This window comes from Brevundimonas albigilva, assembly GCF_023573565.1.
Taxonomy (GTDB): Bacteria; Pseudomonadota; Alphaproteobacteria; order Caulobacterales; family Caulobacteraceae; genus Brevundimonas; species Brevundimonas albigilva.
The window spans coordinates 3,198,543-3,220,252 of record NZ_CP097649.1; the positions used below are offsets into that span (position 1 = coordinate 3,198,543).

22 protein-coding genes and 1 pseudogene are annotated in these 21,710 nt (G+C 71.1%); 11 read left to right on the plus strand and 12 right to left on the minus strand.

The window, feature by feature from the left end; all coding sequences use genetic code 11:
* Positions 1-2: 2 nt before the first annotated feature.
* From M8231_RS16040 to M8231_RS16055, 4 genes are all read right to left on the minus strand, one after another.
* The gene (locus tag M8231_RS16040) at positions 3-434 is read right to left on the minus strand and encodes a DUF1178 family protein (RefSeq protein WP_249749257.1); all 432 of its coding nucleotides are present in this window, start codon (positions 432-434) and stop codon (positions 3-5) included.
* Entirely contained in the window at positions 431-1,270 is an 840-nt protein-coding gene (locus tag M8231_RS16045; protein WP_249749258.1) for a carbon-nitrogen hydrolase family protein, read from the minus strand. The genes M8231_RS16040 and M8231_RS16045 overlap by 4 nt, the downstream gene beginning before the upstream one ends.
* A 3-nt stretch (positions 1,271-1,273) precedes the next feature.
* Complete coding sequence (gene grxC, locus M8231_RS16050; protein WP_249749259.1) at positions 1,274-1,531, minus strand: glutaredoxin 3; 258 nt, start codon at positions 1,529-1,531, stop codon at positions 1,274-1,276.
* A 67-nt stretch (positions 1,532-1,598) separates the two neighbouring features.
* The gene (locus M8231_RS16055) at positions 1,599-2,393 is read right to left on the minus strand and encodes a ComFC family protein (RefSeq protein ID WP_249749260.1); all 795 of its coding nucleotides are present in this window, start codon (positions 2,391-2,393) and stop codon (positions 1,599-1,601) included.
* Between M8231_RS16055 and M8231_RS16060 the strand changes: the two genes are divergently transcribed.
* Positions 2,392-3,285, plus strand: a complete 894-nt coding sequence (locus tag M8231_RS16060; protein ID WP_250201939.1) for a class I SAM-dependent methyltransferase — start codon at positions 2,392-2,394, stop codon at positions 3,283-3,285. The genes M8231_RS16055 and M8231_RS16060 overlap by 2 nt on opposite strands.
* A gap of 154 nt (positions 3,286-3,439) precedes the next feature.
* Here the strand turns inward: M8231_RS16060 and M8231_RS16065 are convergent, their stop codons facing one another.
* Positions 3,440-4,057 (minus strand): alpha-ketoglutarate-dependent dioxygenase AlkB, encoded by a 618-nt coding sequence (locus tag M8231_RS16065; protein WP_249749261.1) that lies wholly within the window; start codon positions 4,055-4,057, stop codon positions 3,440-3,442.
* A 227-nt stretch (positions 4,058-4,284) separates the two neighbouring features.
* Here M8231_RS16065 and dnaK point away from each other — a divergent pair, with 227 nt between their 5' ends.
* The 4 genes from dnaK (at position 4,285) to M8231_RS16085 (ending at position 9,248) form a co-directional block, all read left to right on the plus strand.
* Positions 4,285-6,198: a molecular chaperone DnaK gene (gene dnaK / locus M8231_RS16070; RefSeq protein WP_249749262.1), complete on the plus strand. Its 1,914-nt coding sequence runs from the start codon at positions 4,285-4,287 to the stop codon at positions 6,196-6,198.
* Between the two features lie 176 nt (positions 6,199-6,374).
* Positions 6,375-7,580, plus strand: a complete 1,206-nt coding sequence (gene dnaJ, locus M8231_RS16075) for a molecular chaperone DnaJ (protein ID WP_250201940.1) — start codon at positions 6,375-6,377, stop codon at positions 7,578-7,580.
* Positions 7,577-8,326 (plus strand): 4-hydroxy-tetrahydrodipicolinate reductase, encoded by a 750-nt coding sequence (dapB, locus tag M8231_RS16080; RefSeq protein ID WP_249749263.1) that lies wholly within the window; start codon positions 7,577-7,579, stop codon positions 8,324-8,326. The genes dnaJ and dapB overlap by 4 nt, the downstream gene beginning before the upstream one ends.
* A gap of 10 nt (positions 8,327-8,336) precedes the next feature.
* On the plus strand, positions 8,337-9,248 hold the full coding sequence (locus M8231_RS16085; RefSeq protein ID WP_249749264.1) for a DMT family transporter: 912 nt from the start codon (positions 8,337-8,339) through the stop codon (positions 9,246-9,248).
* 3 nt (positions 9,249-9,251) lie between these two features.
* Here M8231_RS16085 and M8231_RS16090 read toward each other — a convergent pair whose 3' ends face one another.
* From M8231_RS16090 to M8231_RS16110, 5 genes and pseudogenes are all read right to left on the minus strand, one after another.
* Positions 9,252-9,782, minus strand: coding sequence for a CHAP domain-containing protein (locus M8231_RS16090; RefSeq protein ID WP_250201941.1), 531 nt, complete (start codon positions 9,780-9,782; stop codon positions 9,252-9,254).
* Between the two features lie 36 nt (positions 9,783-9,818).
* Positions 9,819-10,961: an acyltransferase family protein gene (locus M8231_RS16095; protein WP_249749266.1), complete on the minus strand. Its 1,143-nt coding sequence runs from the start codon at positions 10,959-10,961 to the stop codon at positions 9,819-9,821.
* Between the two features lie 66 nt (positions 10,962-11,027).
* Positions 11,028-12,514 (minus strand): annotated as a pseudogene (locus M8231_RS16100) (carotenoid oxygenase family protein).
* 8 nt (positions 12,515-12,522) lie between these two features.
* Positions 12,523-12,951: a DUF2141 domain-containing protein gene (locus tag M8231_RS16105; RefSeq protein WP_249749268.1), complete on the minus strand. Its 429-nt coding sequence runs from the start codon at positions 12,949-12,951 to the stop codon at positions 12,523-12,525.
* Between the two features lie 168 nt (positions 12,952-13,119).
* A complete protein-coding gene (locus M8231_RS16110; RefSeq protein ID WP_249749269.1) occupies positions 13,120-14,400 on the minus strand; it encodes a YihY/virulence factor BrkB family protein in 1,281 nt (426 codons plus the stop codon).
* 77 nt (positions 14,401-14,477) lie between these two features.
* On the opposite strand from M8231_RS16110, the gene prmC reads away from it, so the two are divergent.
* Positions 14,478-15,395, plus strand: coding sequence for a peptide chain release factor N(5)-glutamine methyltransferase (gene prmC, locus M8231_RS16115; RefSeq protein WP_249749270.1), 918 nt, complete (start codon positions 14,478-14,480; stop codon positions 15,393-15,395).
* Here the strand turns inward: prmC and M8231_RS16120 are convergent.
* Complete coding sequence (locus M8231_RS16120) at positions 15,392-16,132, minus strand: alpha/beta fold hydrolase (RefSeq protein WP_250201942.1); 741 nt, start codon at positions 16,130-16,132, stop codon at positions 15,392-15,394. The genes prmC and M8231_RS16120 overlap by 4 nt on opposite strands.
* A gap of 169 nt (positions 16,133-16,301) precedes the next feature.
* On the opposite strand from M8231_RS16120, the gene M8231_RS16125 reads away from it, so the two are divergent.
* From M8231_RS16125 to rplT, 4 genes are all read left to right on the plus strand, one after another.
* Positions 16,302-17,285 (plus strand): glycosyltransferase family 9 protein, encoded by a 984-nt coding sequence (locus M8231_RS16125; RefSeq protein WP_250201943.1) that lies wholly within the window; start codon positions 16,302-16,304, stop codon positions 17,283-17,285.
* Positions 17,286-17,411: 126 nt separating this feature from the next.
* On the plus strand, positions 17,412-17,933 hold the full coding sequence (gene infC / locus M8231_RS16130; RefSeq protein WP_250201944.1) for a translation initiation factor IF-3: 522 nt from the start codon (positions 17,412-17,414) through the stop codon (positions 17,931-17,933).
* Positions 17,934-18,142: 209 nt separating this feature from the next.
* Positions 18,143-18,340 carry a 50S ribosomal protein L35 gene (gene rpmI, locus M8231_RS16135; protein WP_250201945.1) on the plus strand — a complete coding sequence of 66 codons (198 nt, stop codon included), beginning with the start codon at positions 18,143-18,145 and terminating at the stop codon, positions 18,338-18,340.
* 107 nt (positions 18,341-18,447) lie between these two features.
* Positions 18,448-18,801, plus strand: coding sequence for a 50S ribosomal protein L20 (gene rplT, locus M8231_RS16140; RefSeq protein ID WP_249749273.1), 354 nt, complete (start codon positions 18,448-18,450; stop codon positions 18,799-18,801).
* A 127-nt stretch (positions 18,802-18,928) separates the two neighbouring features.
* On the opposite strand, the gene M8231_RS16145 is transcribed toward rplT, so the two are convergent.
* Complete coding sequence (locus M8231_RS16145) at positions 18,929-20,539, minus strand: ATP-binding protein (protein WP_249749274.1); 1,611 nt, start codon at positions 20,537-20,539, stop codon at positions 18,929-18,931.
* Between the two features lie 157 nt (positions 20,540-20,696).
* Here M8231_RS16145 and M8231_RS16150 point away from each other — a divergent pair, with 157 nt between their 5' ends.
* The gene (locus tag M8231_RS16150) at positions 20,697-21,683 is read left to right on the plus strand and encodes a polysaccharide deacetylase family protein (RefSeq protein ID WP_249749275.1); all 987 of its coding nucleotides are present in this window, start codon (positions 20,697-20,699) and stop codon (positions 21,681-21,683) included.
* Positions 21,684-21,710 lie beyond the last annotated feature (27 nt).

Below are 21,710 nucleotides of genomic sequence, written 5' to 3' on the forward strand. Positions count from 1 at the left end.
GATCAGTTGACCTTGGTCGGGTCCGGCGGCGGGGCCGGCAGGGGCGCGACGGGGACGCCGTCGTCCTTCAGCTTCCTGACCTCGGCGGGCGTGGCCTCGCCGTAGATCTCGCGCTTCTCGGACCGGCCCTCGTGGATGTCGCGGGCCTCGCGGGCGAAGGCGTCGCCGACATAGTCGAAGTTGGCCTCGACATGGGCGCGGACCTCGCGCGCGGCCTCCATCATCATGGTCTGCATCTTCGCGGCCATGTCGGGCGCGGCGGATTTCTTCGTGCCGCCGACCGACGGGGCCATGATCGCCTTCTCCACCGCATGGGAGCCGCAGAACGGGCATTCGACCAGCCCGCGCGCGGCCTGGTCGTCATAGTCCGACGAGGAGCCGAACCAGGCCTCGAAGCCGTGGTCGTGGTCGCACTTCAGGGCGTAGCGGATCATCGGACGGGGGCGAAATCGCGATCGTGGGTCAAGGAGGGAATGGCCGCGCGCGCCTTGGCCACGGCCTCCATGTCCAGTTTCGCGTGAAGAACGCAAGGCTGGTCGTGATCCGCCTTGGCGATGACCTCGCCCCACGGACCGACGACGGTCGAGCGGCCCCAGGTGCGCCGGCCGTCCTCGTGCAGCCCCCCTTGCGCCGGGGCCAGGACGAAGGCGCCCGTCTCGATGGCGCGGGCGCGCAGCAGGGTCTCCCAGTGCGCCTCGCCGGTCGGGGCGGTGAAGGCGGCGGGCACGGCGATCATCGACGCCCCCGCCTGGGCCAGCTGGCGATGCAGGTGGGGAAAGCGGATGTCGTAGCAGATGGTCAGGCCCAGCCGGCCCCAGGGCGTGTCGGCGACGGCCGCCCCGTCGCCGGGCCGCACGGTCGCGCTCTCGCGGTAGCGCTCGCCGTTGGGCAGGTTGACGTCGAAGACGTGCAGCTTGTCATAGCGGGCCACGACGGCGCCCTTGTCGTCGATCAGCAGGGACCGGTTGGCGGCGCGGTCGTCGCCCTCCCGGCCCGAGCGGACGATCGCCGAGCCGATCAGCAGCCAGACGCCCAGCTCGGCCGCCAGCCGACGCAAGCCCAGGACGGCGACATCCTGGTCCTCGCTCGACAGGACGGCCGCGCGGCGGTCGCGGCGCTGTTCCAGCAGGTTGGTCCCCTCGGGCGTCAGGACGAATTTCGCCCCGCCCGCCGCCGCCTCGCGGATCAGCGGCGCGACGTGATCCAGCCCCGCCTGCGCCGTCGCCGGGGTGCGGGTCTGGACCAGGGCGATGTCGAGCGCGCCCGCCACGGCTCAGGCCGCCAGCAGGGGGTCCAACTCGCCCTGGCGGTCCAGGGCGTGGATGTCGTCGGACCCGCCGACGTGCCGCCCGTCGATGAAGATCTGCGGGAAGGTCATGGCCCCGCCCGACCGCTCGACCATCTCGGCCTTCTTGGCGGGATCGTTCGAGGCGACGATCTCGGTGTAGTCGACGCCCTTCTTCTTCAGCAGCGCCATGGCGCTGAAGCAGTAGGGGCAGCCGGGTTTGGTGTAGATGACGACGTCGGCCAAAAGGCATCTCCAATCATTATGCGCCCTCAAGTCGTGAGCCGCCGCGCGGCGAACATAGGGGCCGCTTCTAGATAATCAGTTGCCGGGCGTTTTTCACCCGGGCGATCACGGCCAGGTCCACGGCCCGGGCCCCGGCGTCGACCAGGGCGCGGGCGCAGGCCTCTCCGGTCGCGCCCGTGGTCAACACGTCGTCGACCAGAAGGATGCGACGGCCCTTGATGCGACGGCGGCCGGCCTCGGTGACGGCGAAGGCCTTCTTCACGTTCAACCGCCGCCCGCGCCGACTCTTGCCGCCCTGGCTGTCGGTGCGGACGATGCGGACCAGGGCGTCGGGGACATAGTCGAGGCCGGCCGTGCGGGCCAGCGGCCGGGCGATCTCTGCCGCCTGGTTGAAGCGGCGCGACAGCAGCCGGAACGGGTGCAGCGGCACGGGCGCGATGACATCGGCCTCGCCCAGCAGGTCGGCGGCCGCCCGGCCGATCCAGCGGGCGAACAGGGGCGCGAACTGCTGCTGGTCGCCGTGCTTGTAGCGTAGGATCAGCCCGCGCGAGGCGTCGTCATAGACGCAAGCCGCCCGCGCCCGGTGAAAGCCGTAGGGCTGGGCCAGGCAGGCGGCGCAGCGGTCCTGGGCGAACGCCCCGCCGTCATATTCGAACGCCGCGCCGCAGCCGTCGCACACCGGCGCCTCCAGAAAGGCGATGCGGCTCCAGGCGTCGGGCGTCAGGCCGGCGGCGGCGGTCGCCTCGCGGCTGTCGTGGGCCAGCGGCGGCAGGATCAGGTCGGCGGCGGACCGCCCCAGGTCGCGCGCGCGTCGGCTCGCCCCTTTCCACGTCGCGCGCCAGACCCCATCCTGTGCGTCCATGACCGACCCCTCCCCGGCCGCCTCCGGCCCCCCGCAGATCTTCGACGCCCGCCGCCGCGCGGCCCGGCTGGCGCGTTCGGCCCGGCGCTTTCGCGAGGCGGACTTCCTGCACCGGCGGGCCGCCGAGAACGCGGCGGGCAGCCTGGAGGCGATCCTGCGCGACTTTCCCGTCGCGGTCGACCTCTCGGCGCAACCGGGGGTGTTTTCCGAGGCCGTGGCGGCCAGCGACGCGGCGGGCCGCATCGGCCCCGTGTCGACGCCGACCAGCCTGGACCAGCGCGCCGCGCCGGGCGCCGCCGCCCTGCCGCTGGACCCCGGCTCGACCGACCTGATCGTGTCTCTGCTCAGCCTGCACTGGGCCAACGACCTGCCGGGCGCCCTGGCCCAGATCCGCCGCGCCCTGAAGCCGGACGGCCTGTTCATCGGCACGCTGTTCGGGGCCGGCACGCTGAAGGAGCTGCGCGGGGTGCTGACCGAGGCGGAACTGGCCGAGCGCGGCGGCGCCCAGGCGCGGGTCTCGCCCTTCGCCGACGGCTTCGACGGCGCGGCCCTGCTGCAGCGGGCGGGGTTCGCCCTGCCCGTGTCCGACGTGGACCGGTTCACCGTGCGCTATCCCGACCTGGCCGCCCTGGTCCGCGACCTGCGGGCGATGGGCGAGACCAATGTCCTGGCCGGCCCGATCCGGCCGTTGTCGCGCGCCGTCCTCGGCCGCGCCGCCGCCCTCTACGCCGAGCGCCACGCCGAGGCCGACGGCCGCATCCCCGCCACCTTCGAGATCGTCCATCTTGCCGGCTGGAAGCCGCACGAGAGCCAGCAGAAGCCCCTGCCGCGCGGCTCGGCCAAGATGCGCCTGGCCGACGCTCTGGGCGTCAAGGAACAGACGGGGGACTAGGATCGCCCCAGACATCGTCTTTCCGGGGCGTCCGCAGGGCGAACCCGGAACCCAGGAGGCCGTCATCCGGCCCGTCCACCATGCGGTTCAGATCGTGGATGCGGCCGTGGCTTCCGGGTTCATCGCTTCGCTCAGTCCCGGAACGACGGCAAGATCAGCGCGCCCGGCGCAGGGTCAGGTTGATGCGCCCGCCGCCGGGGATCAGTCGCGACGATCCCGCCAGGACGCGGTCCACCCCGTGGCGCGCCAGCCGCGCCGGGCCGGCCAGGGCGCAGACGTCGCCGCTTTCCAGCTTCAGCGTCGAGGTCTTTCCGTCGGCGCCGGCGATGCGGAACACGGCCGTGTCGCCCAGCGACACCGACAGCACCGGCGCCTTCAGGTCCGCCTCGTCCCGGTCCTGGTGCAGGCCCATCTTCGCCGTGTCGCGATAAAGGTTCACCAGGCAGGCGTCGGGCGGATCGGGCCAGTTCACGGTCGCCCGCCACAGCTCCAGCAGCGCCTGCGGGATCGACGGCCAGGGTCGGCCGGTCTCGGGGTGGGTCGGCTGGTAGCGATAGCCGGCCCGGTCCGACACCCAGCCCAGCGGTCCGAAGTTGCTCATCTTGACCGACAGCGGCCGCCCGCCCGGCGTGACGGGCCGATAGAGGGGCGCGGCCTCCAGCCCCTGCATCACCGCCTCGACCAGCGCCGCCTGAGCCGACGCCGCCAGGGCGCCGCGCCACAGCCGGAAGCCGGGGGTCGCCGTGGGCGTTTCTGGCGGAAGCGGGATCATGCGCCTTCACATAGGCCCGCCCCGCATCCCCGCAAAAGGCCTTCGGATCGCAATCAAGGCCTTGCGGCCCTAGGGGTGTTTCCCATATCGGGGCCAGCTTCGGAGAAACCCCGAGAAAACTGGGGCTATCCGGAAAGTTCAACGCCAACCCACTGGGGGCGGTCACGCGCGGCGCTTCGTCGAAGGCCGCCGCATCGCCCGCCGATACGGAGAGAAATAGAACGCCCATGGCCAAGATCATCGGCATCGACCTCGGCACCACCAACTCGTGCGTGGCCGTCATGGACGGCAAGAACCCCAAGGTCATCGAGAACGCCGAAGGCGCCCGCACCACCCCGTCGGTGGTCGCCCTTCAGGACGGCGGCGAGACCCTGGTCGGCCAGCCGGCCAAGCGCCAGGCGGTGACCAATCCCGCCAACACCTTCTTCGCCATCAAGCGCCTGATCGGCCGCAACTTCGACGATCCGATCGTGGCCAAGGACAAGGGCATGGTGCCCTACGAGATCGTCAAGGGCCCGAACGGCGACGCCTGGGTGCGTTCGCACGGCAAGGACTATTCGCCCCAGCAGATCTCGGCCTTCACCCTGACCAAGATGAAGGAGGCCGCCGAGGCCTATCTGGGCGAGAAGGTCACCCAGGCCGTCATCACCGTCCCGGCCTATTTCAACGACAGCCAGCGCCAGGCCACCAAGGACGCCGGCAAGATCGCCGGCCTGGAAGTGCTGCGCATCATCAACGAGCCGACCGCGGCGGCCCTGGCCTATGGCCTGGAGAAGAACGACGGCCAGAAGATCGCCGTCTATGACCTGGGCGGCGGCACGTTCGACGTCTCGATCCTGGAGATCGGCGACGGCGTCTTCGAGGTGAAGTCGACCAACGGCGACACCTTCCTGGGCGGCGAGGACTTCGACGTGCGCCTGGCCGACTATCTGGCCGACGAGTTCAAGAAGGAACAGGGCGTCGACCTGCGCCAGGACAAGCTGGCCCTGCAGCGCCTGCGCGAGGAAGCGGAAAAGGCCAAGAAGGAGCTGTCCTCGACCGCCCAGTACGACGTCAACCTGCCGTTCATCACCATGAACGCGTCCGGTCCGCTGCACCTGAACATCAAGCTGACGCGCGCCAAGCTGGAAGCCCTGGTCGGCGACCTGATCCAGCGCACCATCGAGCCGTGCAAGAAGGCCCTGGCCGACGCCGGGCTGAAGGCCTCGGACATCGACGAGGTGGTGCTGGTCGGCGGCATGACCCGGATGCCGGCCGTGCAGGAAGCGGTGAAGACCTTCTTCGGCAAGGAGCCGCACAAGGGCGTGAACCCGGACGAGGTCGTGGCCCTGGGCGCCGCGGTCCAGGCCGGCGTGCTGCAGGGCGACGTCAAGGACGTGCTGCTGCTGGACGTGACGCCCCTGACCCTGGGCATCGAGACCCTGGGCGGCGTCTTCACGCCCCTGATCGAGCGCAACACCACCATCCCGACCAAGAAGAGCCAGACCTTCTCGACCGCCGACGACAACCAGTCGGCCGTGACGATCCGGGTCTTCCAGGGCGAGCGTCCGATGGCGGCCGACAACAAGATGCTGGGTCAGTTCGACCTGATGGGCATCCCGCCGGCCCCGCGCGGCATGCCGCAGATCGAGGTCGCCTTCGACATCGACGCCAACGGCATCGTCAACGTCTCGGCCAAGGACAAGGCGACCAACAAGGAGCAGTCGATCCGCATCCAGGCGAACGGCGGCCTGTCGGACGCCGACATCGACAAGATGGTCAAGGAAGCCGAGGCCAACGCCGCCGCCGACAAGGCCAGGAAGGACCTGGTCGAGGCCCAGAACGCCGCCGACAGCCTGATCCACTCGACCGAGAAGGCCCTGGCCGAACACGGCGACAAGGTCGGCGCCGACGAGAAGACGGCCATCGAGACCGGCCTGGCCGATCTGAAGACCGCTCGCGACGGGACCGATCCCGAGGACATCCGGGCCAAGACCAACACCCTGGTCCAGGCCTCGATGAAGCTGGGCGAGGCCATGTACGCCGCCCAGCAGGGCGCGGGCGACGCCGCCGAGGGCCAGCCGGCCGACGACGGCGTGGTGGATGCGGAGTTCGAGGAAGTCTCGGACGCCGACAACGCCGACGACAAGAAGAGCGCCTGATCGCATCAGGTCGCTGAAATGACAGGACCCCGCTTGTCTCGCGATGGGCGGGGTCTTTTCATGAAACTTGCATCATCCGTCCCGGCCCCCATGTCAGCCGGGACATCGTTTCCCGCCAGCGTCCGCCAGAGGCGCGACGGCGGGGCCGACCGGGGAAGTATGAGGACCAACGCCCGATGGCGCGTGATTACTACGAGGTTCTGGGCGTCGAGCGCACCATCGACGCGCCCGGCCTGAAGGCCGCCTATCGCAAGCTGGCCATGCAGCACCATCCGGACCGCAACGGCGGCTCCGAGGAATCGCTGGCCGTGTTCAAGGAAATCTCGGAGGCCTATGCGGTCCTGTCGGACGACCAGAAGCGCGCCGCCTATGACCGCTTCGGCCATGCCGGGGTGAACGGCGGCGGCGGTAATCCGTTCGGCCAGGGCGGCGGCGCCGGCTTCAACGACCTGAACGACATCTTCTCCCAGGTGTTCGGCGACGCCTTCGGCGATGCGTTCGGCGGCCGCCAGGGCCGCAGCCAGGGCGGCCCCCGCCGCGGCTCCGACCTGCGCTACGACCTGGAGATCACCCTGGAGCAGGCCTACAAGGGCGCCGAGGTCGAGATTTCCGTCCCCGCCACCGCCACCTGCGAAACCTGCGAGGGCTCGGGCGCCAAGCCGGGGGCCAAGCCCACGACCTGCGCCACCTGCCGCGGCGCCGGGCGCATCCGCCAGGCCAACGGCTTCTTCCAGATGGAACGGACCTGCCCGTCCTGCGGCGGCGCCGGCCAGCGCATCGCCGCCGCCGACGTCTGCACGACCTGCCAGGGCCACGGCCAGGTGCGCAAGACCCGCACCCTGAACCTGAAGATTCCCGCCGGCGTGGACGACGGCTCGCGCATCCGCCTGTCGGGCGAGGGCGACGCCGGCCAGCGCGGCGGCCCGCGCGGCGACCTGTACGTCTTCCTGTCCGTCACCCCGCACGAACTGTTCGAGCGCGACAACCTGGACCTGCTGGTCACGGTGCCGGTGCCGATGACGGTGGCGGCCCTGGGCGGGGTGGTCGACGCCCCCTGCCTGGTGTCCGAGGCCTGCGACGGCCGCTGCAAGGCCTCGGTCGACGTGCCCGCCGGCGCCCAGACCGGCAAGACGGTCCGCATCAAGGGCAAGGGCATGCCGCACCTGAACGGACGCGGGCGCGGCGACCTGGTCGTCGAACTGTTCGTGGAGACCCCCACCGACCTGACCGCCCGCCAGAAGGAATTGCTTCAGGAGCTTGCCCTGTCGTTCGGCGAGGAGCAGAACCCCCGCAACTCCAGCTTCGCCGGAAAGGCGAAGCGCTTCTGGGCCGACATCCTGGGCAACCAGGATGCGGACGGGTCGAAAGAGAACGCGGCTTGAGCGCCATCTTCCACGCCGGCATCTCCGGCTATCGCGGCCGGATGGGTCGGGCGGTGTCCCAGGTGCTGGACGCGCGCGACGACGTGGTCGTGGCCGCCCGCATCGACTGGGGCGACGAGGCCGACCTGTCGCTGTGCGACGTGGTGATCGACTTCTCCACCGCCGACGCCTCCCTGGCCCTGGCCCAGGCGGCGGCCGAACGCGGCGGACCCGCCCTGGTGATCGGCTCCACCGGATTCACGCCCGAGCAGGAGGCGGCGCTGCAGCAGGCCGCCGAGCGCATCGCCATCGTCAAGAGCGGCAACTTCTCGCTGGGCGTCAACATCCTGATCGGCCTGGTCCAGCACGCGGCCCAGCGGCTGGACGCCCAGGACTGGGACATCGAGGTCGCCGAGGCCCACCACCGGCGCAAGATCGACGCGCCGTCCGGCACCGCCTTGATGCTGGGCGAGGCGGCGGCCGAGGGCCGGTTCTCGGACCTGGCGGACCTGCGGCTGAAGCCCTACGACGGGATCACCGGCGAACGGCCCGTCGGCAAGATCGGCTTCTCCTCGATCCGCGCGGGCGGCGTCATCGGCGAGCACACCGTCATGTTCGCCTCCGAGGACGAGGTCCTGACCCTCAGCCATTCGGCCATCGACCGGTCCCTGTTCGCCAAGGGCGCCGTGGCCGCCGCCGCCTGGGTGCGCACGCGCCGCCCGGGCCTCTACGACATGCAGGACGTCCTGGGCTTCCGCCAGGCCTGAGGAGGCCGCCGTGTCGTCGTCGGAAGCCATCGGCCGGGGGATCGCGCTGCGCGTCGCGGCGGCGGGCTGTTTCTCCGTCATGGCCGCCCTGCTGAAGCTGGCCTCGCTGGACGGCGTGGTCGCGCCCGAGATGCTGTTCTACCGCGCCTTCTTCGGCCTGCCGGTGGTGCTGGCCTGGGTCATGACCGGCCAGGGCGGGCTGAAGGCCCTGTCGACCCGCCGGCCGTGGGCGCACGTGGGGCGCAGCGCCCTGGGCATCGCCTCCATCCTGTGCGTGTTCCAGACCCTGACCCTGCTGCCGCTGGCGGACGCGACGACGCTGAGCTTCACCGCGCCGGTCTTCGCCACCCTGCTGTCCTTCCTGATCCTGAAGGAGCCGGTCGGCCCGCGCCGCTGGGCCGCGGTCGCGGTCGGCTTCATCGGCGTGGTGGTGGTGACCCGGCCCGGCGCGGCCGGGGGCGTCCCGCTGGAAGGGCTGGCGTTCGGCCTGACGGCGGCGCTGCTGACCGCCGGGGTGACCATCACCCTGCGCCAGCTGCGCGACAGCGAGCACGTCGCCGCCATCGTCTTCTGGTTCTTCGCGGCGTCTTCCGCCGTGGGGGCGCTGCTGCTGCCCTTCGTGGGCCATGTCCACGCCCCGGCGACCTACGCCCTGCTGGTCGGCGCGGGCGTGACCGGCGGGCTGGCCCAGCTGTTCATGACCGCCTCGCTGCAGCGCGCGCCCGTCGCCGTGGTCGCGCCGTTCGACTATCTGCAGATCGTGGGCGCGATCGGCTTCGGCTGGTGGCTGCTGGCCAGTCCGCCCAGCCTGGCCACCCTGGCGGGCGCGGGCCTGATCGGCGCCAGCGGCCTCTATACGGCCTGGCGCGAGCACGTGCGGCGTCGCCAGCGCCTGGTCCAGGCCACCCCGCCGCCGGTCTGAGCGCTACTGCTGGCCCTGGCCGGTCGCGGCGCTGGCGATCTGGCGGCCGGCGTCGAAGGCGTCGCGCGCGCCCTTGTAGATAAATCCGTAGGTCGGATAGACGGTCGTGCCCAGGTCGTTGATCGGATTGTACCAGACCTTGACCTGGCTCCAGTCGTTGGACGGCGAGACGTCGACGACGGTGACGTTCTCCTCGACCTTGCCGCGGCTGCCGCCCCAGTTGGCGTGGGTCACGCGCACCACGCGGTCGGTCAGGATGTCGGAGACGACGGCGACGTGGCCCCGGCTCATGCGGCCCTCGGGGCGGAACACCAGCACCGAGCCCGTTTCGGGGCGGCGGCCGGTGCGGAAGTTGTCGGCGGCCTGGCGCCACCACGTCCAGGCGTCGCCGAAGATCTGGATGCCCGAGAACATCCGGGCGAAGGTCACGCACTGCCAATAGGGGTCGTCGGCCCTGGCCGCGGAGGGCGTCACGCCGACCGCAAAAAATCCAAGGGTCGCCGCAACCGCGGCGGCGGTGAAGCGTTTCGTCATGCTGTGGCGTATCCCGACCTGCCTCAGGTCGGGAAACTAGGCCACGGGTTCGCCGCCGGGGGCAAGCCCTTTCGACGTATCCGCGTCCTTTGTATTCGTTGCGGAAGTCTTATTGCGACGCTCGCCCCAGCCGCGCAGAGCCTTGCGCGCCGGGTGTTCGACCAGGTGATAGGAGACGGCGGCCACGACCGGCAGCAGGGCCACGATCGCCAACCACACGAAAACGTGAAGCTGCTTGTCCGGCGCGTCGGTCGCCTTGGCCGCCAGATTCACCGCCAGCAGCTTCCACGGCACGCAGACCATATAGACCGAATAGCTGATCTCCCCCAGATAGACGGCCGGGCGGGACGCCAGCCATCCGGCCCGGGCGTTGGGCAGCGAGGCCAGCGACAGGATCAGCCCGCCCGCCAGCAGCACGGTGATCGCGTCCCACAGGCCCAGGGCCGCGCTGGCCAGCATCAGCGCCAGGAAGATCGCGGCGCTGAGGCCCGGCGCCTTCAGCGGCGCCTTGCGATAGACCAGATAGAGGGCGCACCCCAAAGCGAAGCACGGCACGATGCGCAGCGCGCCCCAGCGGATGGTGGCTTCCGTCAGCGGAAAACCCGCCCACTGCTCGAACACGAAATACAGCACCGCCAGGAAGGCCGCCGCGCCCAGCACGGCCACGACCGGCTTGTCGCGCAGGCGCCAGAAGACGAAGGCGAAGGCCGGGAAGCACAGATAGGCGAACCACTCCGCCGAGATCGACCACGACGGGTGGTTCCAGCCCGCCGCCGGCGCCAGGCCCCAGGCGTGGACCATCAGCAGATTGGCCGGCAGCGACGACCAGCTGAGCACGTTGGAATCCACGCTCATCCCCGCGACGATCGCCGCGCCGGCCAGCAGCCCGACCCCCAGCAGGGTGGCGATGTGCAGCGGATAGACCCGCGCCACCCGCGCCCACAGGAACCGGCCGTAAGAAAACCGCTTCTCGCCCGCCTGCGCCAGATAGACGTGGCTCAGGATGAAGCCGGACAGGACGAAGAACAGCTCGACCCCCAGATAGCCCTTGGCCACCAGGCCCGGCAGGCCGACGCCGGCCAGGTTCTCCCAGAAGGCGTAGACGGCGACCCACAGCGCGGCGGCGAAGCGCAGCGCGGTGATCGGCTTCAGGTCGGCGGGCGTCTGGACGGGGGTCATGGTCTCACCTTGGCACGTCAGCCTTTGCGAACCGTGAACCCCCGGCAATTCCCGCGCCAGACGGACCTATCCCGCCCAGACGCCGTGGAAGCCCGCCGGCAGCGCCAGGTCGGCGGCCCAGGTCGCGACCGGCCCGTCGGCGACGCGCGCGGCGTCGAACACGTGCAGTTCGGTGCGCCCCTGGCGCAGGTTGACCGAGGGCCCGACCAGCCAGGCGTCCCGCTCGGCCGTCGCGCCGGGCTTGGGCACGAAGACCGTCTCCTCGACCACCTGGTGGACGCCGAAGTCGAAGGCGTCGGACCGGCCGGCGTTCCAGTCCTGGATCGCCAGGCCCGTCGGCAGGGGCCGTCCCCGGCTCTCGCCGGCGGTGTGCGCCGTCAGGCTGCGCTTCAGGCCTGCGCGCCGCGGGTCCGCCTTGGGAAACTCGCCGACCGCGTCGGTCGTCGTCATCTCGGCCCGGCCGTCGGGGCGCAGGGTGATCAGGGCCAGGCGCGCGGGCTCTCCCGGCACGACGCCGCGCCCCTCGACCAGCACCCGGGCGCCGTCGACGGCGAACCGCGGATCGCCGCTGGCGGCCACGTCGAAGCGGATCGTGCCGTCCGGCTCGGCCCAGGCGTCGCCCAGGTGGAAATGGAAGAAGCCGGGCAGGTCGTAGATCCGCCGCCGGGTCAGGTCGTCCTTGTCCAGGACCATCACCTGCGTCCCCGCCTCGGGCCGCCAGTTCAGGCGCGCGACGAAGGGCATGGCGTCCCCCTCGAACACCCAGGGCTGAAGCACCAGGATCACGTGCCGGTCCGTGGCGGTGAAGTCGTGCATGTAGCTGGCGCGCGGCAGGGGCACGACCTGGGCGTCCCTCAGGCCGCGGTCCGGGTCCAGCCGCCAGATCACCGCCCGGTCGCCCGAGGCCCCCACGTTCCAGATCGAACCGTCCGGGGCGTAGCGCGGATGGGCCTGGAAGGGCATCCCCTTCAGGTCGTCGCGCAGGGTGACGAAGGCGCCGGTCGACAGGTCCGCCGCGTCCATCGCCAAGGGCGATCCGCCCTCCCACAGCAGATCTGATCGCCGGCCGTCATCACGCCGGTGTTGGCGGCGTTGGCGTCGTCGTTGGAGCCGACGCGGGCGCGCGCGTCGCCCTTGGTGCCGAAACCGGGGGTGACCACCGCGTCCAGCTCGCTCTCCCAGCGGCGCTTGGGCGTGTCGGCGAATCGGGCCTCCAGCGTCGCCTGGCCGTCCTGGATGCGGAAGGCGCGCATCAGGCCGTCGCCGTCGAACCAGTGCGTCGCCGCGCCGCCCGGCCGGCGGAACTTGGCCGGCCCGTTGCGATAGAGGACGCCCGAAAGGCCCTCGGGAACGCGGCCGTGGACCAGGGTCAGGGCGCGGCGGGCGACGTCGCCCTCCACGTCGCGGGTCGCCAAGGCCCAGTCGGGGGCCCAGTCGGGGGCCCAGTCGGCGGCGGCGTCTAGGGCGGCGGCGGCGCGCACGGCCTCGGGCGTGGCCACAGCGGCCGACAGCGCGGCGGCGCCCATCAGGAAGGAACGGCGGGACGGGGTCATGGCCGGGCTCACTTGATCGAGACGGTCTGGACGGTCGCGCCCGAGGCGGCGAAGCGGGCCTGATCCCACTTGGCCGGCCCCATGTTTCCGCGCGCGTTGTTGGAAAAGGCGTAGGGCTCGGTCGGCATGCCGAAGGGGTTGGTGGTCATCCGCCCGTCGCCGTTGACGTCGTGAAAGGCGCGCACGGCGTAGTCGCCGTCGGGCAGGCCGTCGAAGGCGGCGGTGCGCTGGCCGGCGGCCACGTCCACGACCGCCTGACGCACCGACCGGCCCTCGTCATAGGCGGCCTGGCTGTCGAACAGGGCGACCATGATCCGGCCGGTCTCGGCGCCCGGCTCGAACGTCACGGACAGATCGGCGGCCAGGGCCGGGGCGCTGGCCAGGCCGGCGGCCAGCAGGCCCAGGGCGGGAGTGAGAAAGAGGGAGGCGGTCTTCATGGCGGGCGTCCTTGGCGAAGGCGGCGCCGTTCCCCATGAGCGGCGGCCGTCGATGGGCGGACCCTGGCCCGACGCCGCCCGCCCCGCCATCGCCGTTGCGGCGACGGCCGCGGCGCCTTCGCCAACGACCGCCCCCGTCCGTTCACGAAGCGCGAACGGACGCCCGCCTCAGCCCTTGGAGCGTCGGCGGCCCACGGCGCCCATGACCCGATCGGCGATGGCCTCGGCGTGCTTCTGGGTGAAGGCCAGGGCGGCGGGGTTGCCGCGCCGGGCGCCGACGGTGTCGGCCACGCGCGCGCCGCGTTCGCCGATCGGCTGGGGCGCGCCCGTGGTGGTGTCCATCGCCGTCTGGTGCTCGATCTCGGCGTTCAGCTCGGCCCCCATCAGGATCACCTGCACCGAGATCCAGGTCCACAGCAGGAAGCCCATCATCGCCGCCAGCGGGCCGTAGCTGTCGGTGCGCACGAAGTTGGTCAGATACCAGCTGAACAGGAAGGAGATGGTCAGGCTGATCACGGCGGCGAAGATCGCGCCCGGCGTCAGCCAGCGCCAGCGCGCCTTCTGCCGGCACGGGCCGAACCGATAGATCAGGGTCAGGGCGGCGACATAGCCCAGGAACAGCAGCGGCCAGCGCAGCGGCGCGAACAGGCCCCATTCCTCCTGCAGGCCGAACAGCCGCACCACCACCGGCACGCCCACCACCAGGGCCGAGGTAAGCAGCACGGCCAGGATGGCGCCGACCGTGAACCCCAGGCACAGCAGGTTGTAGCGGACGATGTTGCGCCGCTCGACCTCGTGATAGGCGATGTTCAGCCCGTAGAAGAGCACCTTCACCGCGCCCGAGGCGCTCCACAGCGACAGGGCCAGGGTCCAGATCAGGGTGAAGGTCAGCTGGCTGTTGGAATTCTCGGCCAGCCGCTGCATCTCGCCGCCCAGGAACTGGGCGATGCTGCCGGGCAGCAGGGCGTAGAGAAACTGCAGCCGCCCCCAGGCGTCCGCCGGATCGGCGAACAGGCCGTAAAGGGTCACGAACGTCCCCAGCAGCGGGAACAGCGACAGCAGGGTGAAGAAGGTCACGCCCCCGGCGACGAAGCCGACCCGGTCGCCCAGATAGGCGGCGCCGGTCCGCCACAGGATGTCGACCCAGCCCTTGCGCGGAATATGCTCGGGACGCTGGGCCATGCGGCCGCGGCCGGGCTCCTGGGCGTCATAGTCCTCGGGCGTGGGGTCCTTGGGCGGCAGGGGTTCGGGCCGGGGCGCCCTCAGCTCGACCCCGACCTTGTGTCCCTGGCTGTAGAGCAGGTGCGCCGCGCCGGCGCCCGCCGCCAGGCCGCCCAGCGCCGCCCCGGCGAATTTCCACAGCCGGCCGCCGCCGCCCCCTCCCTTCGCGCCCGGGGCGGAAAGGCGACGGATCAGGGCGGACAGGGGCGGACGAGACGGCTTGGCCATGGCGAGGCCAACGGCCAGCCCGCCCCCGCGTTCCGCGCCGCTTGCAATCCGCCCGTCGAAACCCCAATCACCCGGACATGACCGACCCCTTGACCCCAAAGCCCGCCGACGCCACCCCGACCCTGCTGACCGTGTGGAAGGCGGCCCAGGCCCGCCTGAAGGAAGGCCGCATCGACAGCCCGGCCATCGACGCGCGCCTGCTGCTGGAGGCGGCCGCCGGGGCCAGCCGGACCGACATCCTGACCGACCCCTACCGCGCCGTCGCCGACGATCAGCGCCAGGCCTATGAGGCGATGGTCGAGCGCCGCCTGCGCCGCGAGCCGGTGTCGCGCATCCTGGGCAAGAAGGGGTTCTGGAAGATCATGCTGAACGTCACGCCCGACGTGCTCAGCCCGCGCCCGGACACCGAGACCCTGCTGGACGTGGCCCTGCTGGCCTTCGCCCCGCACGAGGCGTTCAGCGTCATCGACCTGGGCACCGGCTCGGGCGCCATCCTGCTGGCCCTGCTCAGCGAGCGCACGGCGGCGACCGGCGTCGGGTCCGACATCTCGTCGGAGGCCCTGGCGGTGGCGCGCGAGAACGCCGCCAACCTGGACCTGAACGGCCGGGCGACCTTCCTGCGCACCGAATGGGCCGCCGGCTTCGGCGACCACAGCTTCGACCTGGTGGTGTCCAATCCGCCCTACATCCCGACCGACCACATCGCCGGCCTGGACCCCGAGGTGCGCGACCACGACCCGCACCTGGCGCTGGACGGCGGGCCGGACGGGCTCCAGGCCTATCGCGACCTGGCCCCCGAGGTGATGCGCATCCTCAAGCCCGGCGGCGTCTTCGCCGTCGAGATCGGCTGGGACCAGGGTCCGCAGGTCAAGGCCCTGTTCGAGGCGGCGGGCTTCGCCGACGTCAAGGTGGTCAAGGACCTGGCCGACCGCGACCGCGTCGTCACCAACGGCCCCGATCCGCGCGTCAATCCGATCCCGCAGGCGGAAGGCTAGGCGCGCATCGCCTCGACCGCCGCGACCAGGCGGTCCAGGTCGGCGGGCGTCGACAGGCGGTGGTCGCCGCCCGCGATCAGGTCCAGCCGCACGTCGCCGCCCGTCAGCCGCTCGACCAGCTCGACCTGATGCCGCCACGGCACCACGTCGTCGTCGCGGCCCTGCAGCACGTGGACCGGCGCGGCGATGTCGATCGCGCCGTCCAGCAGCAGCCAGTCGCGCGCCTCCTCGAACAGGCGGCGCGTCAGGACGTATTCGCCCAGCCCCTCCTCCACGATCAGGGTCTCGCCCTCGCGCAGGATGGCCTGACGTTCGTGGTCGGCCAGGCCCGGCCACATCAGCCGCTGGGTGAAGTCCTGGGCCGGATTGACAAGCACAAGGCCCTTCACGCGCTCCGGCCGCGCCAGGGCCAGCAGCAGGGCCACCCAGCCGCCCATCGACGATCCGACCGGGAGCACCGGCCCTTCCAGGCTGTCGACCAGGGCGACGGCGTCCTCGCGCCAGCGGCCGATCGTCGCCCGCCTCCAGTCGCCGGAGGACCGGCCGTGGGCGAAGTGGTCGTAGCGGACATAGTTCCAGCCGCGCGCGCGCGCCGCCCCATCCAGCGCCACGGCCTTGGTCCCCTCCATGTCCGAGCGGAAGCCGCCGATCCAGACCACGGTCGGGCCCTCGCCGTCGACGCGCTTGAAGGCGAGCGTTTCGCCGTCGGGGCGGGAGAGGTGCTGGATGTCGGTCATGGCGCCCTTGTGCCCCGACTCCGCGCCTTCGTCATCCTCGGGCTTGACCCGAGGATCGGGCGTGACGCACACGGATGGGCAGCAGGCGGCTTCGGCCGTGAACCCGCCCGGCGTCTTTCGCGCCGCGCCCCCGATCCTCGGGCTTGACCCGAGGATGACGGAAGAAGCGATGTCCGCACCCTCCCAGCCGCCCCAGGTCCTGTTCGTCACCTCCAACCGCATCGGCGACTGCGTCATCTCGTCGGGCGTGATCCGCGAGATCGCGCGCCAGCTTCCGGGGGCGGCGATCACCGTCGCCTGCGGCCGCCCGCCCGCGCCCTTCTTCCGGTCGGCGCCCGGCGTGGTCCGCACCATCGTCCTGGACAAGAAGAAGATGGCCGGCCACTGGCTGGACCTGTGGAGACAGGTCGTCGCCACGCGCTGGGACCTGGTCATCGACATCCGCGGCTCGGCCCTGGCCTATCTGGTCCCGGCCAGGCGGCGCATCGTCTATAACCGCTCCTGGGAGACCGGCCTGCGCAAGGTGGAGATGGTGTCGCGCCTGATGGGCGCCGACCGGCCGCTGGATCCCGAGATCTTCCTGGACGACCGGGCGCGCGCCGAGGCCGCCGCCGTCATCGACCCGCAGCTGGCCGGCGGGTCCGGCCCCGGCCCCATCCTGGCGCTGGCCCCCATCGCCCACCAGCCCGGCAAGAGCTGGCCCGCCGACCGCTGGGGCGCCCTGGTCGAAAGGTTGAAGGCCGAGCCGCGCTTCGACGGCTGGCGCTTCATGCCCGTGGGCGGCCCCGGCGACCGGCCCCCGGCGACCCCGGCGCTGGAGGCGGCCGGTCCTCGCGGCATCGACTTCGTCGGCAAGGGCGACATCCTGGCCTCGGCCGCCGCCATCGACCGGGCGACCCTGTTCGTGGGCAACGACTCGGGCCTGATGCACGTCGCCGCCGCCCTGGGCCGGCCGACGCTGGGCCTGTTCGGCCCGACCGAGTGGTGGCTGTACGGGCCGTGGGGCCCCCGGACGGCGACCGTCGCCTCCAACGAGACGCGCGGCCAGTTCGCGCCGATCGAGGACCTGAGCGTCGATCACGTCTTCCAGGCCGTGCTGCAGCTGCACGACCAATATGTCGCCGGCGCGCCCTCCACCCCGACGACGCCTTGAAAATCCGGCCTTTCGCGGCCATATTGCCGGCCTTGAGGGGAACGCGGCGCTCAGCCGCGCGCTTCCGCTCATCGAATTGCAAGCCTTCATCGACCACATAAGGAAACGACGCCCATTCGCCGTCCCATGCAAGCGCCGCCCGTGAAGGACGGGCCGCGTATGAACCAGGAAATCCGCTCCCCCCGCGTTCTGCTCATCGATCAGAACGGCGAAAAGCAGGGAGTCATGCCGACCTCCGCCGCCCTCGAGGCCGCCGAGGAGGCGGGCATGGATCTGGTCGAGATCGTCGCCACCGCCGACCCGCCCGTGGCCAAGATCCTCGACTACGGCAAATTCCGTTTCCAGGAACAGAAGAAGAAGGCCGAGCAGCGCAAGCGTCAGAAGGTCGTGGAGCTGAAGGAGATCAAGCTCCGCCCCAACATCGACACCCACGACTACGAGGTGAAGACCAAGGCGATGACGCGCTTCTTCGAGGAAGGCGACAAGGTCAAGGTCACCCTGCGCTTCCGCGGCCGCGAGATGGCGCACCCCGAACTGGGCATGAAGCTGCTGAACAAGGTCCAGGCCGACTTCGACGAGGTGGCCAAGGTCGAGTTCGCGCCCAAGATGGAAGGCCGCCAGATGATCATGATCCTGGCCCCGCGCTGATCGCGATCCGCCGCCGAACAATGGACGCCCCGGTCGAAAGGCCGGGGCGTCTTGCTTTCGATCGGGCCTTCGCGTAGAAGCCGCGCCTTCGCGTACCGAACCGCCGGGCGAACAGGCATGCCTGGGCGGTTCTTAAACTCTGGAGAGACACCCCCCAACGGGCTCAAGCAGCCCGAAGGGCGGCAGCCCCTCCAAAAAAGGAGACTGAAATGCCGAAACTGAAGACCAAGTCGGGCGCCAAGAAGCGCTTCAAATTCACCGCGTCGGGCAAGGTGAAGGCCGGCGTGGCGGGCAAGCGTCACCGCTTGATCAGCCACAATTCCAAGTACATCCGCCAGAACCGCGGCACCGCCGTCATGGCCGACGCCGACGCCAAGAAGATCAAGTCCTACATGCCCTACGCCTAAGGCGCAGGCATCGACCTCTTCTCACCGCATCGAATTTGAACTGACGCCCCTGAAGAAGTGAGCTGCCGCGCAGCGAACGTAGGGGCTTCCCGAAGGGAAATGACATCATGGCTCGCGTCAAACGTGGCGTAACCTCGCACGCCAAGCACAAGAAGGTTCTGGAACAGGCCAAGGGCTTCCGGGGCCGTCGCAAGAACACCATCCGCACGGCCAAGGCCGCCGTGGACCGCGCCGGGCAATACGCCTATCGCGACCGCCGCACCAAGAAGCGCAACTTCCGCGCCCTGTGGATCCAGCGCATCAACGCGGCCGCCCGCGTCGAAGGCTTCACCTACAGCCAGTTCATCCACGGCCTGGGCAAGGCCGGCATCGAGCTGGACCGCAAGGTCCTGGCCGCGATCGCCGCCGACGCGACCGGCTTCAAGGCCGTCGCCGACAAGGTCCGCGCCGCCCTGGCTTAAGGTTCGCCCAGGCCGCGCGCGGCGCGCGCCTGGCGGACACGCCGGCTCAAGCCGCGAGCGACCGCGTCGCGCGTACAGCGAAAAAGTCCGACGCCCGCTCCGGTCTCCGGGGCGGGCGTCGTTCGTTTCAGGCGGCCGCGGCGACCGGCGCGTCGCCGGCCTCGGCCAGGACCAGGCGGATGGCGTTCAGCAGGGCGTCGGGCTGGATCGGCTTTTGCGCCACGCCGTTCATGCCGGCGGCGACGTAATCGGCCTCGTCGCGCTCGTCGGCGTTGGCGGTCAGGGCCAGGATGGGCAGGCGCGCCTGGGGTCCGGGCAGGGCGCGGATGGCGCGCGCGGCGCTGACGCCGTCCATCACCGGCATCTTGATGTCCATCAGCACCAGGTCGAAGTCGCGGGCCTGCACCGCGGCCAGCGCCTCGGCCCCGTTCTCGGCCATTTCGGCCGAGCAGCCGAACATCTCCAGCAGCTTGCCGGCCACGAAGCGGTTGGCCGCATTGTCGTCGACCACCAGGACGTGCAGCGTCTCGTGCGGCGTGGGCTCGGCGGGCGGGGCCGCGGCCGGGGCGGCGTCGGCGGCGCAGGCCGCCAGCGGCAGCGTCACCTGGAACCGCGCCCCGCCCTGGGGCGAGGTGGAAAGGCCGATCGTCCCGCCCATCCGCTCGGCGATCTGGCGGCAGATGGCCAGGCCCAGGCCCGCGCCGGCGCCCTCGCGCCCGGCCTTGCCGGTGTTGAACGGCTCGAAGATCGTCGCCGCGGCCGCGGGCGGCACGCCGGGGCCGCTGTCGTCCACGGTCAGTTCGACCGCCTGGCCCTGGGCGTCGGGGCGACGCCGGATCGTGGCGACGACCTCGCCCTCGTGGGTGAATTTCAGGGCGTTGCCGATCAGATTGTTCAGAAGCTGCTTCAGCCGCATCCCGTCGGCCATGACCCAGGACGCGTCCGGCAGGTCCGCCTCGATCCGCAGCGTCAGGCTCTTTTCCTCGGCCCGCGCCCGCCACAGGGCGTCGATGTCGCGGGCCAGCACGCCCAGGTCCAGCGGCTCCTCCTCCAGGGTCAGCATCCCCGCCGAGGCGCGCGACATGTCCAGCGCGTCGGTCAGCAGCCGCAGCAGGCTCTGGCCGGAATCGATGACGGTGCGGACATAGGGCCGCAGCTCCTCCTGCTCCAGCTTCTTCTCCATCAGCGCCGCCACGCCCAGCACCCCGTTCAGCGGCGTGCGGATCTCGTGGCTCATCACCGCCAGGAACTCGGACTTGGCGCGGCTGGAGGCGACCGCCTCGGCCTCGGCCAGGGCCAGGTCGCGGGCCAGGGCGCTCATGGCCTCGGCGCGCTGTCGGTGGACGGCCGCCCCGGCCTGGACGATCTGCAGCGCCGTGCCCACGCCGACGTAGCGCCCCCTCGACACCACGATGAAGCCGCTGAGCAGCGCCCCCAGCTGCGCCGCGCCATAGGCCTCGAAAAAGGATTCCGCGCTGGTCGAGGCGTCCGCGATCGGCGGGTCGCGATCCATCAGGCTCTCGGCGGGCTTGCGCGCATACAGGGCGCGGCCGAACTCGGCCGCCATGCGCAGGGTGAAGGCGTTGCGCTCGATCAGGCCGACCGGGCGGCCGTCGCCGTCCACCACGGCCAGCGCCAGGGTGTTGGGCTCGGCCTGGAATCGCTCGAACACCTCGGCCCCGGGCGTGCCCAGGTCCAGAGGCGGGATCATGTCGACGAAATCACCGATCAGCGGCATCCGGGCCCTCCCTGCTCGAAAGGCCGTCTAACCGTTGAAATTTAACGCCGGCTTTGCCGTTCGTGAACCTTTCGCGGCGGGTTTTCGACAGATGATCCGCCTTCGGATCAAACACGTCCCGCCTTGCGGCGCGCCCGCCACGGGCTAGGGTGCCGCCATGAGGATTTCCGCCGCCCTGTCCGCCCTTGTCGCACTGGCCCTGGCGCTCGGCCTGGCGCGCGCGGCCGACGCCCAGGACCGGCGCGTGGCCGTCACCTTCGACGACCTGCCCTATCAGGCCGCCGACGCCGCCCTTTGCGATCCGGCCAGCCTGATGCGGCTGACCACGGATTTCGTCGAGATGCTGCGGCCGCTGGACACCCACGCCACGGCCTTCGTCAACGAGGGGCGCGTCTGCGCCCCGACCCGCGCCTCGACGCTGGCGCGGGCGCTCGACCTCTGGCTGGACGCGGGTCTGGACCTGGGCAACCACACCGCCGACCACGTCAACATCCACGACATCGCCGCCGACGCCTATCTGGCGAACGTGGACGCCGGCGCCCCCGTCGCGCGGTCGGTGCTGGAGGCGCGGGGGCGTCGCCTGCACTGGTTCCGCCACCCCTTCCTGTTCACCGGCGAAACCCCGGAAAAGCATGACGCCATCGCCGCGGGCCTGGCCGCGCGGGGCTATGACGTCGCGCCGGTGACGATCGACAACAACGACTGGATGTTCGCCGACGTCTATCGCAAGGCCGAGACGCTGGGCGACGCCGACCTGATGCGCCGCATCGGCGAGGCCTATGTGGCGCACATGACCACGGTGCTGGACTTCTTCGAACCCTACAGCGCCGAACTGGCCGACGGGCGCGAGCCGGCGCAGGTTCTGCTGCTGCACGCCAACAGCCTGAACCAGGCCTTCTATCCGCGGATTCACGCCCTCTATCTGGCGCGCGGCTATCGCTTCGTGACCCTGGATGAGGCCTTGGCCGACCCGATCTACGCCCGCCCGGACGCCTATGTCCGCGCCAACGGGATATCCTGGCTGCACCGCTGGACCCACACCGAGGGCCGCCCGATCCGCTGGGAGCCCGCGCCCCCGGCCTGGATCGTGGCCGCCAACAAGGCGCCCGCCGCCGATCTCGCGGCCATCGCCGCCGCGCCCTGAACGCGCGTTGAAGGGTGACGAAGGCGC